Here is a 17,258-nt window from a genome sequence, read left to right as displayed (position 1 = left end):
CCGGACGTCACCGCGCGCTCGACTCGCTGTCAGGGGGACACCCCGGTAGATTCGGACGTCATGAGCAAGCCACGCGTCGCCGTCGTTTTCGGAGGTCGCAATTCTGAGCATGCCGTGTCCCTCATGGGCGCGGGCAGCGTGCTGGATGTGATCGACAGGAGTAAGTACGAGGTGATCCCCGTCGGGATCGCCCAGGACGGCAGGTGGGTGCTCGCCGCGTCCGACCAGCGGTTCGCCATCGAGGCCGGGCAACTGCCCGAGGTCGACACCTCGGGCGCCGCGCTCGCGCTGCCCAGCGGCGGCACCGGGCTGGTCGCCTACGACCCCGGCAGCATCCCGGTCGAGCTCGGCTCGGTCGACGTGGTCTTCCCCGTCATGCACGGCCCGTTCGCCGAGGACGGCACCATCCAGGGCCTGCTGGAGATGGCCGGCGTCCGCTACGTCGGCTCCGGCGTGCTGGCCAGCGCCGTCGGCATGGACAAGGCCCACATGAAGACCGTGATGGCCGCCGCCGGGCTGCCGATCGGCCGATACGTCGTCGTCCGCGACCGCGACTGGCGGCTCAACCGCGAGTGCGTGCTGAAGGAGGCCGAGGAGCTCGGCTTCCCGGTGTTCGTCAAGCCCGCCCGGGCCGGCTCCTCGCAGGGCATCTCCAAGGCCCACGACCGCGCCGAGCTGGAGTCGGCCGTCGAGTCCGCCAGGCTGCACGACCCCAAGGTGCTCATCGAGGCCGCGATCGAGGGCCGCGAGATCGAGTGCGCGGTGCTGGAGTCGCTCGGCGACGAGCCCGCCGCCGCGTCGATCCCCGGCGAGGTCAAGGTCGAGGGCGGCCAGGAGTTCTTCGACTTCGAGGCCAAGTACTACCCCGACCAGATGTCGCTCACCGTGCCCGCCGACATCCCGGCCGAGACCGCCGAAGAGCTGCGCGCGATGGCCGTACGGGCCTTCGAGGCGCTCGACTGCGAGGGCCTGTCCAGGGTCGACTTCTTCTACACGCCCGACGGTCGGCTGGTCTTCAACGAGATCAACACGATGCCCGGGTTCACCTCGCTGTCGGTCGCGCCGCAGCTCTGGGCGGCCTCGGGGGTGTCCTACCCGGCGCTGGTCGACCGGCTGATCCAGCTCGCGCTGTCGCGCTCAGCCGGACTGCGTTGAGAGCGCCCGCCCGATCGGCCCCGACAGCTGCGCGAGCACGTCGGGCGCCGAGTGGTCGCCGCCGGCCGTGACCTCCACGTACGTGGGCGCGGCCACGGCGGTGAACAGGATGGGCTTGTCCGGGTCGGCGAACCAGCCCACCCCGTTGATCTCCTGGAGCTGGTCGGTCGGCGCCATCCGGGCAGGCCGCGGCACGCCGCAGCGCAACGCGATGGACGACTCCCCCCAGACCGCCACGTACGGCGAGGCCGGCTCCGACACGCCGCGCTCGGCGCCGTCGAGCGTCTTGGGCAGCAGGGAAGCGAGCCTGTCACAGGCCGCCGCCGCCTCCCCCGAAGGCTTGGGCGGATCGACCTGTACGGCGCCGCCGCAGCCGGCGAGTGCGAGAAGAAGAAGCAGAACAGCGGCGGCGCGCATGGAACCCGAACCTCGAATGTGTCAGATATGAACGATCGGACACGTAAGAGTACGCGTGATCCCCTCCACCGCCTGAATCTGTGCCACGACCAGCTTGCCCAGCTCGTCGACGTTGCGCGCCTCCGCGCGGACGATCACGTCGTAGGGCCCCGTCACGTCTTCCGCCTGGGTGACCCCCGGAATTCCGGAGATCTCCTCGGCAACGGCGGCGGCCTTGCCGACCTCGGTCTGAATAAGGATGTAGGCCTGCACCATCACGTCCTCCCGGGCGATTGGATCACGCCGAAGGGCCACCGTACCCTGTGTGCATCAGGAGGTGCGTCATCACAGTCGGAGATCTCGGCGAATTCGGTGTCGTAAATCGTATTGCCGGACGTCTGCCCCAGGGAGAGGGGGTCATGCTCGGCCCCGGTGACGACGCCGCCATGGTCGCCGCGCCCGACGGCCGGGTGGTCGTGTCGACCGATCTGCTGGTCGAGCGCAGGCACTTCCGCCTCGACTGGTCCGGCGGGCGCGACGTGGGCCGCAAGGCCGCCGCCCAGAACCTGGCCGACATCGCCGCCATGGGAGCCGTGCCGACGTCCATCGTGGTCGGGCTCGGCATCCCGCCCGACCTGCCCGTGGCCTGGCTCGACGCCCTGACCGACGGGTTCCGCGAGGAGTGCGCGGTGGTCGGCGCGAGCGTGGTCGGGGGCGACATCACCCGCTCCGACCTGGTGGTCATCGGGGTCACCGCGCTGGGCGACCTGCGCGGGCGGGCGCCGGTGACGCGGTCCGGGGCGCGGCCGGGGGAGGTGGTGGCCGTGGCCGGGCGGCTGGGGTACGCCGCCGCCGGGCTGGCCCTGCTGGGGGCCGGGGTCGCCGCGGGCTCCGCCGTGCTGGAGGAGGCGGTGGCTGCCCATCGGCGGCCCTGCCCGCCGTACGAGGAGGGGCCGCGGGCGGCCGAACTGGGCGCGAGCGCGATGCTCGACGTCAGCGACGGCCTGGTGCAGGACCTCGGGCACGTCGCCGAGGCCAGTGGCGTACGCGTCGAGCTGGATCCCGAGGCGTTCACCGTGGGGGAGCCGGTGGCGGCGGCGGCCAAGGAGCTGGGGAACGATCCACTCGAATGGGTGCTCACGGGTGGCGAGGATCACGCGCTCGCCGCGGTCTTCCCCTCTGACGTACGGCTGCCGCCGGCGTGGCAGGTCGTGGGCCGGGTGGTCGAGGGGGAGGGCGTCCTGGTGTACGGCCGCGAGATGGGACAAGGCGGCTGGGATCACTTTCGGTGATGACTTGTCCCGATTTACGTGAAATTTTCCTGGTTTGGGGTAGCACTAGCGGGATTGTTGTGACAAGGACGTAGCAAAGGTGTTATGAAGATTGGCGGCCACTGTAACCGCGAGAAAGGGCACACATGGGCCGCCACGGCACCGGTGGATCCGACGATGGGGATGAACGGGGGAACGGCAGCGCTTTCTGGGGTCCCGACGACCCGGCCGAGGCGCCGGGCTGGCCGGCGTTGCCGGACCAGGTCGAGGTGACGGGGCAGTGGGCCCCGATGCCGCGCCGCGAGGACGGCCCGCCGCAGCGCGGCAGGCAGCCCGAGCCGTTCGAGACCACGGGGGCCTTCGCTGTGCCCGCCGACGCCGCCCCAGGGTTCACGCCGTCCGACGACCCCGCCGGCTCCTTTCCGCCGCCGTCCGGTCCCGCGTTCTCCGGGTCTCCCTACTCTGAGCCGAACGGGCCCGCCTTCTCCGGGTCTGCGTACTCCGAGTCGAACGGGCCCGCGTTTCCCGGGGCTCCGTACCCTGAGCCGAACGGGGCCGGGCCGTTCGAGGTGACGGGCGCCTTCGCCCGCCCGGCCGACTGGGACGCCGTCGGGCCCTCTGGTGGGCCGCCGTCCCAGCCCGGCGCCACGCCCGCCTTCGGCGCCCCGCCCAGCTTCGACGCCTCCGGCCGCACCACCGGCCCCTTCGACGCGCCCCAGCGCAACACGGGCCCGTTCGACGCCCCTCAGCGGAACACCGGTCCGTTCGACGCCTCTGGCCGCAACACGGGTCCGTTCGACGGGCAGGGCAGGAACACCGGCCCCTTCGACGCCCAGGAACCCGGTGGCACGGCCAGGTTCGACCTGCCGGAGCCGGGCAGCACCGCGAGGTTCGACGTGCCCGGCGGCCCCGACGGCGGCTTCCCGGGGAGGCCGCCGGAGCCCGGTGACGTGAAGGTGGCCGGGGAGCCGACCGCCGTGCACACCCCCGCCTGGGCGGAGGCCGAGACCGGCTTCCTGCGCTCGGGCTGGTCCTCCGACCAGGACCTCGACGAACTCGACGAGACCGACGAGTCCCGCGGTCGCCGCCGCGGCGGACGGCGCAGGTCGTCCGGTGGCGGCGGCGACGGCGACGACGACGACCTGAACGCCCCCACCGGCGGCGGCAGGGGCAGAGGCAAGGGCAACGGCAACAACAAGGGACGCCTGGCGCTGCTGTCGGTCGCCGCCGTGGCCGTCGTGCTCGGCGGCACGGTCGCCGGCGTGAAGCTCATGAGCTCCTCGGGCGACCCCGGCACGTGCGCGGACGCGAGCTGCGCCGCCGTCCACACCAGCACCAGCCCCTCGACCGCCACGGTCTCCGACCCCACGGACGAGGAGGAGCCCTCGGAGGAGCCGACGGACGAGCCGTCGGAGGACGAAGACGCGAGCACGCCCTCCGACGCCCCGACGACCACCGCCCCCACGTACGGCAACCGGCCCCCGCGCCGCAGCTCGGCCCCCACCCCCACGCCCACCAGGACGAGGCCGAAGCCCTCGACCAAGCCGACGCGGGCCCCCGAGCCGCCCCCCGAGGAGGCGATCACCGAGACCCCGACCGACGACGCCACGACCGTGGGCAACACCGACGGCGGCGTGGTGCCCACGGTGGGCAGCAGCGCCGTGCCCGAGACCACCTCGACGGCCGGTTACGGCGGGAGCGGCGGCTCGGTGAACGTGCGGCAGACGGTCAAGCAGCGGCTCACCGCGTACTCGGCCACGCTGCGCGTCACCAACCAGTCGCAGGCTCCGCTGGACAACGCGACCTTCTCCCTGCCGGTAGAGGGCCGCGTCACGAACGTGAACGGCGGCGCCTGGACCCAGGACGGCGACCTGCTGATCATCGACCTGTCGGGCTCGCTGGCCGCCGGCGACTCGGTGGACGTCACGTACTCGGCGACGGGGAAGGCGCAGGAGCCGGGCGCGTGCGGGCTGGTCGGCGGGGAGTGCGCCATCGGCTGAGTGCCGGACAAGTCCGGGTCGAGTGGTTGGATGGGGTTCATGACGACCCCTCCACGTGTGCTGACCGTCGCGGGCTCCGATTCGGGAGGCGGCGCGGGCATCCAGGCCGACCTGAAGACCATGATGGCGATGGGCGTGCACGGCATGAGCGTGATCGCCGCCGTCACGGCCCAGAACTCGCTGGGCGTCCAGGGCTACTGGGAGCTGCCGCCGGAGGCCGTACGCGCGCAGCTCGACTCCGTGCTGGGCGACATCGGGGCGCAGGCGGTCAAGACCGGGATGCTGGCCTCGCCGGTGCTGGTGGAGACGGTGGCCGAGGTGCTGGGGGCGTACGGCGCGCCGGTGGTGGTCGATCCCGTCGGGGTCTCCAAGCACGGGGACTCCCTGCTCGCCCCCGCGGCCGTCGACACGCTCAGGACCCGTCTGCTGCCCGTCGCCACCGTCGTGACGCCCAACCTGTGGGAGGTGGAGCAGCTCACCTCCGTCAAGGTCGAGGGCGAGGACGACCTGCGCCGGGCCGCCGACGCGGTGCTCGCGCTCGGCCCGGCCTGGGCCCTCATCAAGGGCGGCCACCTGCCCGGCGCTCCCGTCGATCTCCTGACCGACGGCGCGACCGAGTACCGCTTCGCCGCCGAACGCCTCGACAACCGCCACACCCACGGCACGGGCTGCACTCTGGCCTCGGCCCTCGCCTCCCGCCTCGCGCTGGGCGACGACGTCCCGACGGCGGTGGGGAAGGCCAAGGAGTACGTGACGGGCGCGATCGCCCACGGCTTCCCCCTGGGCGACGGCATCGGCCCGGTCGACCACGCCTGGCTCTGGCACTGACCCTCCCCGCTTTCAGGGCCCCACCCCGCCCCAACCCCCGCCCCCGGACCTGCTCAGCCCCACCCCTCGCCCACCGTTCCCCAGCGGGACCAGTGGGGGAATCGCCTGGGGTCAGCGGGGGAGGGGCTGGGGGCAGTGGGGGCCCCTGGGGCCGGCGCCGCCTGGGGGCGGACTACCGGGGGCGGCGGGGGAGGGGCCAGCGACCGACCTCCTGGGGCCAATACCAGGGGCAGCGGGGGACCTCCTGGGGTCACCAAGAACCACCCGGGGAGTAGCGGAATCTCCTGGGGTCACCGGAGACGACCTGGGGGCAACGGGGGAGCGGGTGGGGGTGACGGAGGATTGGTGGGGGCGGCGGCGGGCACGACGAAAGCCCGCCGCTCCTTCACCGGGAGCGACGGGCTTCGCGAAAGACGAGAACTAGCGGGTGACCTTGCCCGCCTTGATGCACGAGGTGCACACGTTCAGCTTCTTCGGCGTGCCGCCGATGACCGCGCGGACCGTCTGGATGTTGGGGTTCCAACGACGACGGGTACGGCGGTGGGAGTGGGACACGTTGTTGCCGAAGGTCGGCCCCTTGCGGCAGACATCGCAGACGGAAGCCACGGTATCGCTCCTTAAAACAGTCGATGTAGCCCTGTCCGCTGATGCTTTCCGGGCGGAGGGCATGCCGGGACAACCGGCCAGCCAGACGAGAATATCTGATCCACACCATTGGGCGCGAACCAGAGCACTGGACGGTGACCGGTGCGGGGATATTCTCCTCCAACAAGGTAGCGCATACGGGGAGGTCGAAGGAGCGCAGATGAAGGCCCTCGACCCGCCCGCGGTGCGCCGCTGGGCCCGCCTGGCCGCCGACGCGCTCGGCGGTGCGAGGTCGGAGATCGACGCCCTCAACGTGTTCCCCGTGGCCGACGGCGACACCGGCACGAACCTGCACCTCACCATGCTGTCCGCGGCCGAGGCCGTCGAGTCCCTGCCCGACGACGTCGACGCGGCCGTGGTGTGGCAGACGCTCGCGTACGGCGCGCTGGTCGGGGCGCACGGCAACTCGGGGGTCATCGTCAGCCAGGCGTTGCGCGGGCTGGCCGAGGTGCTCAAGGACGGTACCGACCTGCGTGCCGGGCTGCTCAGGGCGGCCACGCTCGCCAGGGAGGCCGTGGCCAGGCCGGTCGAGGGCACGGTGCTGAGCGTGCTGGAGTCGGCCGCGCGGGCCGCCCAGGACGTGGACGGCGACGCGGGCGAGGTGGCGCGGCAGGCGGCGCGGGAGGCGCGGGCCGCGTTGCGCCGTACGCCGGGGCAGCTGGAGGTGCTGGCCCGCAGCGGGGTCGTGGACGCGGGCGGGGCGGGGGCGGCGATCGTGCTGGAGACCCTGGCCGCCGTGCTCACGGACTCCTACAGCGATCACTACGACGTGCCCGCGCCGACCGCCCGGGTGACGCCGATGACCGAGGTGGGCGCGGGCTACGAGGTGATGTACCTGCTGGACGCCGACGAGCGCGCCGTGGCCGGGCTGCGCGCCGAGCTCGACGCCATGGGCGAGTCGCTGGTCGTGGTGGGCGGCGAGGGGCTGTGGAACGTGCACGTCCACGTGGCCGACGCGGGGGCGGCGGTGGAGGCGGGGTTGCGGGCGGGGCGGCCGTACCGGATCAGGATCACGTACCTGGCCGAGCGTACGCACCGGGGCAGGGCGGGCAGCGGCGTGGTGGCGGTGGCGGCGGGCGACGGGATCGCGGCGCTGTTCGAGGAGAGCGGCGCGGTCGTGGTGCGCCGCGAGCCCGGCACCCGTCCGGCGCTGCCCGAGCTGCTGGCCGCGATCAGGCAGGCGGGCGCGGAGGTGGCCGTGCTGCCGAACGACGAGGGCGTGCTCGCGGTGGCCGTCGCGGCGGCCGAGATCGCCCGCGAGGACGGCGTGGCCGTGAGCGTCCTGCCGACCAGGGCGACCGTGCAGGGGTTGTCGGCGCTGGCCGTGCACGACCCGCTGCGCCGGTTCGACGACGACGTGGTGGCCATGACGGACGCGGCCGGCCACACCAGGCACGGGCATCTGGCGGTGGCGGACAGGGAGGCGTTCACCAGCGCAGGCGTGTGCCGGCCGGGCGACGTGCTGGGCCTGATCGACGGCGACGTGGCGGTCATCGGCGGCGACCTGGAACGCGTGGCGAGGCTGATCGTCGACAGGATGCTGGCGGGCGGCGGCGAGCTGGTGACCCTGGTCACGGGCTCCGGCCTGCCAGAACGGCTCGCCGTCCACCTGGAGGACCACCTGCGGCGCACCCGGCCGGACGTGGACCTGGTCGTCTACGACGGCGAGCAGGGCGGTTACCCGCTGCTGATCGGCGTCGAGTAGCGGCACAGGCCCCTTCCGGGGGCGACTCCAAGCCCCGATGCGGGATTCCTGTCGGCCGCAGGCGGTAGAACTGGATCCCGTGAGCCGTTTCGACGAGCCCCTGACCAAAGCGCTCGACCCGAAGACCGCCAAGCTGCTGCACAGCGTGCTCGGCCTGGAGACGGTCGGCGACCTGCTGCGCCACTACCCGCGCCGCTACGCCGAGCGCGGCGAGCTGACCTCGCTCGACGCGCTGGAGGTCGACGAGCACGTCACCGTGGTCGGCGAGGTGACCAGGCTGATGCGCAAGCCGATGCGCAACCGCGGCGGCACGTGGCTGGAGGCCGAGGTCGTCGACGGCAACGGCAACCGGATCTACCTGGCGTTCTTCGGCAAGGGCTCCCATGTGGCCGAGTCGCGGCTCAAGCCGGGGCGGCGCGGCATGTTCGCCGGCAAGGTGGGGCTGTTCGGGGCGCGGTCCAAGCCGCGCTGGCAGCTCTCGCACCCGGAGTTCGAGCTGTTCGAGGAGGGCGAGGCGAGCGCCGAGGAGTTCGCGTCGGCGCCGGTGCCGATCTACCCGGCGGGCAAGGACCTGACGCCGTGGGCGATCAGGCGGGCGGTCGGCGTGGTGCTCGACACGCTGGGCCCGCTCGACGACCCGCTGCCCGCCGAGCTGCGGGCCAGGCACGGCCTCCAGCCGCTGGCCGAGGCGCTGGTGGCCATCCACCGGCCGAAGGACTTCGCCGAGGTGGGGAAAGCGCGCAAGCGGCTGAAGTTCGACGAGGCGTTCGTGCTGCAGGCGGTGCTGCTCCAGCGGCGTCAGGCGGCCACGGCGTGGCCGGCCAAGGCGCGTCCGAGGCGTTCCGACGGCATGCTGGCCGACTTCGACGGGCGGCTGCCGTTCACGCTCACCGAGGGGCAGGCGCAGGTGGGGGAGGAGATCGCCGCCGACCTGGCGCTGGAGCACCCGATGCACCGGCTGTTGCAGGGCGAGGTGGGCGCGGGCAAGACGGTCGTGGCGCTGCGCGCGATGCTCCAGGTGGTCGACGCGGGCGGCCAGGCCGCGCTGCTGGCGCCCACGGAGGTGCTGGCCCAGCAGCACCACCGCTCGATCACGAACATGCTGGGCGAGCTGGCCCAGGGCGGCATGTTCGGCGGCACGGCGGTCACCCTGCTGACGGGTTCGATGGGCGCGGCGGCCCGGCGTTCGGCGCTGCTCGACGCGGCCTCGGGCACGGCGGGCATCGTGGTGGGCACGCACGCCCTGCTCCAGGAGCACGTCCAGTTCGCCGACCTGGGCCTGGTGGTGGTCGACGAGCAGCACCGCTTCGGCGTGGAGCAGCGTGACGCGTTGCGCGAGAAGGCGGGCGGCGGCCGTCCGCACGTGCTGGTGATGACCGCGACCCCGATCCCGCGCACGGTCGCCATGACGGTCTTCGGCGACCTGGAGGTCTCGACGCTGTCGCAGCTCCCGTCGGGGCGCGCGCCCATCACCACGCACGTCGTGCCCGCCGCCGAGAAGCCCCACTATCTCGAACGCACCTGGCAGCGGGTGCGCGAGGAGGTGGAGCTGGGCCGGCAGGCGTACATCGTGTGCCCGCGGATCGGCGATCTGGAGGGCGACGAGGGCGACCTGGCGTCGGGGGGCGACGACGAGCGACGTCCGCCGCTGGCCGTGCTGGAGGTCGCCGAGCTGCTGACCCAGGGCCCCTTCCAGGATCTGCGGGTCGAGACCCTGCACGGCAAGCTCCCGCCGGAGGAGAAGGACGCGATCATGCGTTCCTTCACCAAGGGCGAGGTCGACGTGCTGGTCGCGACCACGGTCATCGAGGTGGGCGTCGACGTGCCCAACTCCTCGGTCATGATCATCATGGACGCCGACCGCTTCGGCGTCTCCCAGCTCCACCAGCTTCGCGGGCGGGTGGGCCGGGGCGGCCTGCCCGGCCTGTGCCTGCTGGTCTCCGACTTCCCCGAGGGCACCCCGGCCCGCGCCCGCCTCGACGCGGTGGCCGCCACGCTCGACGGCTTCGAGCTGTCCCGCGTCGACCTGGAGCAGCGCCGCGAGGGCGACGTCCTGGGGGCGGCCCAGTCGGGCAAACGCAGCTCGCTGAAGCTTCTGCAACTGCTCCGCGACGAAGACGTCATCACCACGGCGAGGGACGAGGCGGCCGCCCTGCTGGCCGAGGACCCGGAGCTCGCGACCCACGACGGCCTGCGCGCGGAGATCGCCCGCCTGCTGGAGGACGAGAAGGCGGAGTACCTGGAGAAGACGTGAGGGCCCCGGAGAGCCACGGAGAGCCACGGAGCAGGGCGACGGGGGCTCGCGTAACGGCGGCAAGCCGGTGAAGGGTCAGGGGCCGTTACATGGAGGGCCGTCAGCCGAAGTACGGCGAGTGGAGGAACCACGCGAAGCCGTAAGAGATGAAGGTCTTACAGGCCCAGCCGCGGGGACGGCCTCCCCCCGAATGCCGTCCCCGGCTGGGCCCACCCTCGGGTCAGGTGCCGAGGGAACCGGCGTGCGGAAGGGCTCACGATCACGCCGGTCGGCCTTCATGTGGGTCACCTTGAAGGCCGCAGATTCATCATGCGGGCCGATCCGCCCGATGTGAATCACCCTTGCGCAGTCGAGGCCGACACTTGTCCACTCTTGACCTGCGCGAACATGCGGAACAATGGCCCTTATGACTCGGATCATCGCGGGGAGCGCGGGCGGGCGGCGGTTGGCCGTGCCGCCGGGGCGCGGCACGAGGCCGACCAGCGACAGGGCCAGGGAAGGCATCTTCTTGACCCTCGACTCCCTCTACGGCCTGCGCGAGGCCCGCGTGCTCGACCTGTACGCCGGTTCGGGCGCCGTGGGGCTGGAGTCGCTGTCCAGGGGCGCGGCCCACGCGCTGCTCGTCGAGTCCGACGCCAAGGCGATCCGGACGATCAGGGCCAACATCCAGTCGCTCGGCCTCGAAGGCGCCGAGCTGGTGGGCGACAAGGTGGAACGGGTCCTGGCCAAGCCGCCGGAGGAGCCGTACGACATCGTCTTCGCCGATCCGCCGTACGCGCTGGGCGACGGGGAGGTGACGCGGGTCCTGGAGCTGCTGCGTGACCTCGGCTGGCTGGTGGACGACGGGCTGGTGGCGTTCGAGCGGGAAACCAGGGGAAAGTCCTTGATATGGCCGGAAGGTTATGTTGAGGAGAGGGTCCGTAGATACGGCGAAGCATCCGTTTGGTACGGTCGCGCCGCCGGGAACCCGTAGACCTGGGAGGCGTCTTGCGCCGCGTTGTCTGCCCGGGGTCGTTCGACCCCATCACCAATGGCCATCTCGACATCATCGGCCGGTCCGCCCGCCTGTACGACGAGGTGGTCGTGGCGGTCCTCATCAACATCGAGAAGAGCAGCCTGTTCACGGTCGACGAACGGATCGAGATCCTTCAGACCGTGACCAAGGAGTACCCCAACGTCAAGGTGCAGAAGTTCCACGGCCTGCTGGTGGACTTCTGCAAGCACAACGACATCCCCGCCATCGTCAAGGGCATCAGGGTGGTCAGCGACTTCGACTACGAGTTGCAGATGGCCCAGCTCAACTACCGTCTCTCGGGCGTCGAGACGCTGTTCATGCCCACCAACCCCGAGTACTCCTTCCTGTCCTCCAGCCGGGTCAAGGAGATCGCGCGGTATGGTGGCGACGTGTCCGGCCTGGTCCCTGACCTGGTGCACAAGCTGCTCATCGAGCGTCTCAGGGGCTGACCGCGACCTGGTATCCTTTCATTTCGGCCTTGTACGACGGCGAGCGTCTTCGCCATGCCTAGCGAGAGCAGGATGACTCAGCACCTCGACCCCCGCTCCCCTTGGGTGCTCTCCACTCATGATCTGGGGAAGCGACCGGGCACGATGCGGCAGATGACCCTGTCCCTTCCGGCACCGGCTAACCTCGGCGTCGACATGATCGGTGTCCCCAAAGACGCCGAAGTCGAGCTGGACCTCCGGCTCGAAGCAGTGATGGAAGGCGTGCTCGTCTCGGGCACGGCGCACGCCCCGCTCGCCGGGGAGTGCGCGCGGTGCCTTGACCCGATCACCTCGGACATCGAGGTCGATCTGCAGGAGCTGTTCTTCTACTCCGACGAGGACGCCTCGGAGGAGGACTCGCTGCTCGACGGGGAGCTGCTCGACCTCGAGCCGACGTTCCGTGACGCGGTGGTGCTCGCACTGCCGCTGAGCCCCGTGTGCCGCGAGGACTGCGAGGGGCTCTGCACGGAGTGCGGGATCAAGCTGGCCGAGGCCGGCGCCGATCACCGGCACGAGAAGATCGATGCCCGCTGGGCGTCGTTGCAAGGTCTGATTTCCGAGAACGATAACGATCAGGAGAAGTGACGTGGCCGTCCCGAAGCGAAAGATGTCGCGGAGCAACACCCGCGCCCGTCGCTCCCAGTGGAAGACGACTGCTGTCGCCCTGGTGAGCTGCCCGCAGTGCCGTTCGCCCAAGCAGCCGCACATCGCGTGCCCCACCTGCGGCACCTACAACCGTCGTCAGGTCATCGAGCCGTCCGCCTGATCACACTGACAGCCGGCCCGCCCGTCACGCCGGCGGCGGGCTCACCGTCAGCAGTTGACGTGATGCCGACCGGGTGCCATTGTGCCTCGGTCGGCGTTAACGTCTGTAGAAGCGTACGGCGGCGGTTCGCCCGCGGCCGTGGTGGACGCCGGGGCTAACGTGTTACCCCGACGCCCACCACGTTTTCGGGCATCTTCCGCGGCCGCCTTGTGAAGATGTCCGAGGAGGAAACACGTGGGCGCAGGTCCTAAGCCGGTGGCCGTGGAGGTCGCCCGGGAAGAGCTGCAGCGGGTCCTGGTCGTCGGCCTCGACCCCGACATCCTTGAGCGGGCCCTGACGCACCGCTCGTACGCGTACGAGAACGGCGGCCTGCCCACCAACGAGCGCCTGGAGTTCCTCGGCGACTCGGTGCTGGGTCTCGTGGTCACCGACACCCTCTACCGCAACCACCCCGACCTGCCCGAGGGGCAGCTCGCCAAGCTGCGCGCCGCGGTGGTCAACATGCGCGCGCTGGCCGACGTCGCCCGCAACCTGGGCCTCGGCCGGTTCCTGCGGCTCGGCAGGGGCGAGGAGGGCACCGGTGGCCGCGACAAGTCCTCGATCCTGGCCGACACGCTTGAGGCGCTGATCGGCGCGATCTACGTGGACAAGGGCCTCGACGAGGCGTTCCGGGTCGTCCACCTGCTGTTCGACCCGCTGATCGTGCGTTCGGCCTCGCTGGGCGCGGGGCTCGACTGGAAGACCTCCCTTCAGGAGCTCACCGCCTCCGAGGCGCTCGGCGTGCCCGAGTACCACGTCGAGGAGAGCGGGCCCGACCACGCCAAGTCGTTCACGGCGATGGTCCGCGTCGGCGGCGAGTCCTACGGCTCGGGCACCGGGCGCAGCAAGAAGGAGGCCGAGCAGCAGGCGGCCGAGGCGGCCTGGACGCGCATCCGGGCCCGCCGCGAGCAGCGCGAGAGCCAGCCCGCGAGCTGACCCCGGCACTCGGGAAGCCCCGGCCCGCGTCCGGCGTTGTGACTGCGGATCCGTCTCCGCCGCGGCATGCCCTGCGGCCGGGGAAGTCGAGAGGACGGTTGGTGCACGGTGCCTGAGCTGCCGGAGGTCGAGGTCGTCAGGCGCGGCCTCGCGCAATGGGTCGTCGGCCGCGAGATCGCCGCCGCGGAGGTGCTGCACCCACGGGCGATCCGGCGGCACGTCCCCGGGGCCGACGAGTTCGCCGCCCGCCTGAAGGGCCGTACGGTCCTGTCGGCCGAGCGGCGCGGCAAATACCTGTGGCTGCCCCTGTCGGGCGCCGAGGAGGCCCTCCTGGCCCACCTGGGCATGAGCGGCCAGCTGCTCGTCGTCGATCCGCAGACGCCGCCCGAGAAGCACCTGCGCGTACGCCTCCGCTTCGAGGACGGCGGCCCCGACCTGCGTTTCGTCGACCAGCGCACGTTCGGCCACGTCATGCTGACCCCGCTCGTCGGCGGCGTGCCCGCGCCGATCGCGCACATCGCGCCCGACCCGTTCGAGCAGTCGTTCGACGAGGCGGAGTTCACCCGCAGGCTCAGGGCCAGACGCACCGAGATCAAGCGGGCGCTGCTGGACCAGTCGCTGATCAGCGGCGTCGGCAACATCTACGCCGACGAGGCGCTGTGGATCGCCCGGCTGCACTGGGCCCGTCCCACCGAGACGCTCACCCGTCCGAAGGTCGCCGAGCTGCTGGCCGGCGTCCGCACGGTGATGGGCGCCGCCCTGCAGCAGGGCGGCACCTCCTTCGACAGCCTCTACGTCAACGTCAACGGCGAGAGCGGCTACTTCGACCGTTCCCTGGAGGTCTACGGCCGCCGCGACCTGCCGTGCTCCCGCTGCGGCACGCCCATCAGGCGGGAGGCGTTCATGAACCGGTCGTCGTACTCCTGCCCCAAATGCCAGCGAAAGCCGCGGTGAGCAGGGCCAGCGCGGCGCCCAGCCACATCACCGACGAGATCGACACGCCGTCCACCACCCGGCCGCCGACGAACGAGCCGAGCGCGATCGAAACGTTGAACGCGCCCACGAACAGCGCGGTGCCCAGCTCGCCCCCGCCCGAGCGCATGATCCACAGTTGCAGCGCCACGCCGACGCCGCCGTAGCCGAGTCCCCACACGACGAGCATCACCAGGGGCAGCCCGACCAGCGCCAGCGCCGCCGTGGACACGGCGATGAGCAGGGCCAGGACGATCAGCACCGGCTTGGGGTTCCTGGCCGCCCTGGCGCCCGCGACGAAGTTGCCGACGACGCCGGCCGCGCCGTACACCAGGAGGGCCACGCTGACCAGGGCGGGACCGGCGTCGGAGACCTGCTCCAGGAACGGCCGGACGTAGGTGTAGGCCGCGAAGTGCCCGGTGATGATCAGCACGGTCGCCGCCAGCACGACCCGCAGCGCTCCCGGCAGCGGCGCGCGCGAGCCACCGGCGGCGTCCTCGCCCGGCATGGGCGGCAGCACGGCGGCCAGCACCCCGAGCAGCACCAGCGCCACCCCGCCCATGACCCCGAACGACGTGCGCCACCCGGCCGCCGAGGCGATGAGCGTGGCCGCGGGCACGCCGAGCACCGAGGCCACCGACACGCCGCCCAGGATGACCGACGTGGCCCGGCCCACCGAACGCTCGGGCACCAGCCGCAGGCCGAGCCCGGCCGCGAAGGCCCAGAACCCGCCGATGCTGATCCCGGTCAGCACCCGCGCGCCCAGCATGACGGGGAAGCTCGTCGCGAACGCCGCCGCCAGGTTGGCCACCGCGAGCAACGCCATCAGGCCGAGCAAGGGGACGCGGCGGTCCAGCCGCCGGGTGGCCAGGGCCAGCACGGGCGCCGAGACGGCCGCGACCAGCCCCGGCAGCGACATCATCAGCCCGGCCGTGCCGTCGGACACGCCTAGGGTGGAGGCGATCGAGGTCAGCAGGCCGACGGGCAACATCTCGCTGGTCACGACGGTGAAGGTGCCCACCGCGACCGCGAGCACGGCGAGCCAGCGGGCCCGCGCGACAGTGGAGGTCTCAAGAGTCGTCATGCCGTTCAGCCTCGTCATCGGCCGGGGGCGGAACAATGACGAAGCTCGAAGCCTTGCTTTAGGCAGGCTAAGCGATCGCGTCCCGGGGAGTGGCATGGAGTTCAGGGAACTGGAGTGCTTCGTCGTGCTGAGCGAGGAGCTGCACTTCGCGCGTACGGCCGAGCGCCTGTATCTGTCGCCCGGCCGGGTGAGCCAGCTCATCGGCGCGCTGGAGACCCGGATCGGCGGCCGGCTGTTCGACCGCACCAGCAGACGGGTGCGCCTGACGCCGCTCGGCTGTCGCTTCCTGGCCGACCTGCGGCCCGCCTACGACGGCATGGCGGCGGCCGTGTCGCGGGCGACGGCCTCGGCCCGGGAGGTCGCGGGCCTGCTGCGGGTGGGGTTCCTGGCCACGCCCACCGAGATCGTCACCGGGAGCGTGGCGGCGTTCGAGCGCCGGTACCCGGGCTGCATGGTCGAGCTGGTGGAGGTGCCGCTCTCCGACCCGTTCAGCAAGCTGCGCGAGGGGCGGGTGGACCTGACGTTCACGCTGCTGCCCCTCGAAGAGCCCGACCTGGAGGGCGGCGCGGAGCTGAACCACTGCCCGGTCGAGCTGGGCCTGTCCGTACGCCATCCGCTGGCCGCCCGCGCCGGCGTGGACGCCGAGGAGCTGGCCTCGGTCGCCCTGTTCGGCCTCGACGACCCCGCCCCGCGCCGCTGGCAGGAGCACATCGCCCCCACCCTCACCCCTTCCGGGCGGCCGATCGCGCGGGCCGGCTCGGTGGCCACCACCCAGGAGGGCCTGACGCAGGTCGCCCTGAACCGCGGTGGCATGCTCTTCTGCAAGCCGAGCGCCGACCACCACCGCCGGCCCGACATCGCGTTCGTGCCGGTCACCGGCCTGCCTCCGTCGATCCTGGGCCTGGCCTGGCTGCGGGCCGGACGCACGGCCTCGATCCTGGCCTTCAACGAGTTGGCCATGGAAGTCGTACGGCGGCATGAGACGGTGGCGGCATGACGGATACGAAGAGTAATGGCGACAAAGCTTCGGGAAACGTCCGAGTAACCGCCTGGGTGCGGGGCAGGGTCCAGGGAGTGGGCTTCCGATGGTGGACGCGCGCACGGGCGTTGGAGCTCGGCCTCACCGGCTGGGCGCGGAACACCGACGACGGCCGGGTCGAGGTCGTCGCCGAGGGGCCGCAGGAGGCGTGCGTCAAGCTGTTGGAGCTGCTCAAGGGTTGCGACACGCCGGGAAGGGTCGATGGAGTAGTGGAACGATGGAGTGAACCCCGAGGTAGTTTGAGCGGTTTTGTAGAGCGGTAGTCGCTTTTGCTAAACGGCCCAAATAGGGTATAGTTATATGTCGGGAGTGCCTATCAGTGGGGCGTTGCGGTTGGATCGACTTGACCGCCCACACTGCCGGTGCGACTCTTGTTAAGTACCACGCGCACCCCTCCCGCGGAATAGAAGTGCGCGAACCAGTCTGGTCACTCAGCGTGGAGGACCCTTTACCATGGCGAAGGCTCTACTCGGCCACGTCGGCGGTCCTGACCCTCGAATGGTCTCGGAGATGCGCCGCTTGCAGCAGCGTATCCGGGATCTGGAGGCAGAACTCATCCGACTTCAGGCCACGAACGACGCTCTTGCGGCGCAGACCCGCGACGAAGCGCTCAGTCGCTTGCAGGAGCGCGAGCCGGCACTCACCTGAGAGTGATCGGAGCGCAA

Annotated in this window: 19 protein-coding genes; 15 read left to right on the top strand and 4 right to left on the bottom strand. The window is 71.6% G+C overall.

Annotated features, from left to right (window positions below):
• Nucleotides 1-60: 60 nt before the first annotated feature.
• On the top strand, nt 61-1,155 hold the full coding sequence (locus ACIA8R_RS10420; protein WP_364085029.1) for a D-alanine--D-alanine ligase family protein: 1,095 nt from the start codon (nt 61-63) through the stop codon (nt 1,153-1,155).
• Here the strand turns inward: ACIA8R_RS10420 and ACIA8R_RS10415 are convergent.
• Nucleotides 1,138-1,572, bottom strand: coding sequence for a DUF3515 domain-containing protein (locus ACIA8R_RS10415; protein WP_357697683.1), 435 nt, complete (start codon nt 1,570-1,572; stop codon nt 1,138-1,140). The two genes, ACIA8R_RS10420 and ACIA8R_RS10415, sit on opposite strands and share 18 nt — an antisense overlap.
• A 21-nt stretch (nt 1,573-1,593) precedes the next feature.
• Nucleotides 1,594-1,827 (bottom strand): Lrp/AsnC family transcriptional regulator, encoded by a 234-nt coding sequence (locus tag ACIA8R_RS10410; RefSeq protein WP_125637145.1) that lies wholly within the window; start codon nt 1,825-1,827, stop codon nt 1,594-1,596.
• 53 nt (nt 1,828-1,880) lie between these two features.
• On the opposite strand from ACIA8R_RS10410, the gene ACIA8R_RS10405 reads away from it, so the two are divergent.
• From ACIA8R_RS10405 to thiD, 3 genes are all read left to right on the top strand, one after another.
• A complete protein-coding gene (locus tag ACIA8R_RS10405; protein ID WP_364085646.1) occupies nt 1,881-2,843 on the top strand; it encodes a thiamine-phosphate kinase in 963 nt (320 codons plus the stop codon).
• 230 nt (nt 2,844-3,073) lie between these two features.
• Nucleotides 3,074-4,822: a hypothetical protein gene (locus ACIA8R_RS10400; protein ID WP_397037775.1), complete on the top strand. Its 1,749-nt coding sequence runs from the start codon at nt 3,074-3,076 to the stop codon at nt 4,820-4,822.
• Nucleotides 4,823-4,852: 30 nt separating this feature from the next.
• Entirely contained in the window at nt 4,853-5,650 is a 798-nt protein-coding gene (gene thiD / locus ACIA8R_RS10395) for a bifunctional hydroxymethylpyrimidine kinase/phosphomethylpyrimidine kinase (protein WP_357697689.1), read from the top strand.
• Between the two features lie 420 nt (nt 5,651-6,070).
• On the opposite strand, the gene rpmB is transcribed toward thiD, so the two are convergent.
• Nucleotides 6,071-6,256, bottom strand: coding sequence for a 50S ribosomal protein L28 (gene rpmB / locus ACIA8R_RS10390; protein ID WP_049556934.1), 186 nt, complete (start codon nt 6,254-6,256; stop codon nt 6,071-6,073).
• A 199-nt stretch (nt 6,257-6,455) separates the two neighbouring features.
• On the opposite strand from rpmB, the gene ACIA8R_RS10385 reads away from it, so the two are divergent.
• From ACIA8R_RS10385 to mutM, 8 genes are all read left to right on the top strand, one after another.
• The gene (locus ACIA8R_RS10385) at nt 6,456-8,000 is read left to right on the top strand and encodes a DAK2 domain-containing protein (RefSeq protein WP_364085021.1); all 1,545 of its coding nucleotides are present in this window, start codon (nt 6,456-6,458) and stop codon (nt 7,998-8,000) included.
• A 79-nt stretch (nt 8,001-8,079) separates the two neighbouring features.
• The gene (gene recG, locus ACIA8R_RS10380; protein WP_364085018.1) at nt 8,080-10,254 is read left to right on the top strand and encodes an ATP-dependent DNA helicase RecG; all 2,175 of its coding nucleotides are present in this window, start codon (nt 8,080-8,082) and stop codon (nt 10,252-10,254) included.
• A gap of 406 nt (nt 10,255-10,660) precedes the next feature.
• Complete coding sequence (gene rsmD / locus ACIA8R_RS10375; RefSeq protein ID WP_397037772.1) at nt 10,661-11,227, top strand: 16S rRNA (guanine(966)-N(2))-methyltransferase RsmD; 567 nt, start codon at nt 10,661-10,663, stop codon at nt 11,225-11,227.
• A gap of 14 nt (nt 11,228-11,241) precedes the next feature.
• On the top strand, nt 11,242-11,718 hold the full coding sequence (coaD, locus tag ACIA8R_RS10370; protein ID WP_352324821.1) for a pantetheine-phosphate adenylyltransferase: 477 nt from the start codon (nt 11,242-11,244) through the stop codon (nt 11,716-11,718).
• A 54-nt stretch (nt 11,719-11,772) separates the two neighbouring features.
• A complete protein-coding gene (locus tag ACIA8R_RS10365; protein ID WP_397037770.1) occupies nt 11,773-12,342 on the top strand; it encodes a YceD family protein in 570 nt (189 codons plus the stop codon).
• A 1-nt stretch (nt 12,343) separates the two neighbouring features.
• A complete protein-coding gene (gene rpmF / locus ACIA8R_RS10360) occupies nt 12,344-12,523 on the top strand; it encodes a 50S ribosomal protein L32 (protein WP_033409409.1) in 180 nt (59 codons plus the stop codon).
• Nucleotides 12,524-12,778: 255 nt separating this feature from the next.
• Nucleotides 12,779-13,498: a ribonuclease III gene (gene rnc / locus ACIA8R_RS10355; RefSeq protein ID WP_357697776.1), complete on the top strand. Its 720-nt coding sequence runs from the start codon at nt 12,779-12,781 to the stop codon at nt 13,496-13,498.
• A 108-nt stretch (nt 13,499-13,606) separates the two neighbouring features.
• Nucleotides 13,607-14,452, top strand: coding sequence for a bifunctional DNA-formamidopyrimidine glycosylase/DNA-(apurinic or apyrimidinic site) lyase (gene mutM, locus ACIA8R_RS10350; RefSeq protein WP_357697699.1), 846 nt, complete (start codon nt 13,607-13,609; stop codon nt 14,450-14,452).
• On the opposite strand, the gene ACIA8R_RS10345 is transcribed toward mutM, so the two are convergent.
• The gene (locus tag ACIA8R_RS10345) at nt 14,400-15,554 is read right to left on the bottom strand and encodes an MFS transporter (RefSeq protein ID WP_364085010.1); all 1,155 of its coding nucleotides are present in this window, start codon (nt 15,552-15,554) and stop codon (nt 14,400-14,402) included. The two genes, mutM and ACIA8R_RS10345, sit on opposite strands and share 53 nt — an antisense overlap.
• Nucleotides 15,555-15,648: 94 nt before the next feature.
• On the opposite strand from ACIA8R_RS10345, the gene ACIA8R_RS10340 reads away from it, so the two are divergent.
• From ACIA8R_RS10340 to ACIA8R_RS10330, 3 genes are all read left to right on the top strand, one after another.
• On the top strand, nt 15,649-16,551 hold the full coding sequence (locus tag ACIA8R_RS10340; protein ID WP_364085007.1) for a LysR family transcriptional regulator: 903 nt from the start codon (nt 15,649-15,651) through the stop codon (nt 16,549-16,551).
• Nucleotides 16,548-16,856: an acylphosphatase gene (locus tag ACIA8R_RS10335; protein ID WP_357697705.1), complete on the top strand. Its 309-nt coding sequence runs from the start codon at nt 16,548-16,550 to the stop codon at nt 16,854-16,856. Before ACIA8R_RS10340 ends, ACIA8R_RS10335 begins: the two co-directional genes overlap by 4 nt.
• Nucleotides 16,857-17,046: 190 nt before the next feature.
• Nucleotides 17,047-17,241 carry a hypothetical protein gene (locus ACIA8R_RS10330; RefSeq protein WP_026214481.1) on the top strand — a complete coding sequence of 65 codons (195 nt, stop codon included), beginning with the start codon at nt 17,047-17,049 and terminating at the stop codon, nt 17,239-17,241.
• Nucleotides 17,242-17,258: the final 17 nt, after the last annotated feature.

Source organism: Nonomuraea sp. NPDC051191 (assembly GCF_044455665.1).
Classification (GTDB): Bacteria; Actinomycetota; Actinomycetes; order Streptosporangiales; family Streptosporangiaceae; genus Nonomuraea.
The sequence above is the reverse complement of the archived record's forward strand: the minus strand, read 5'-3'. Positions and strand labels throughout refer to the sequence as shown.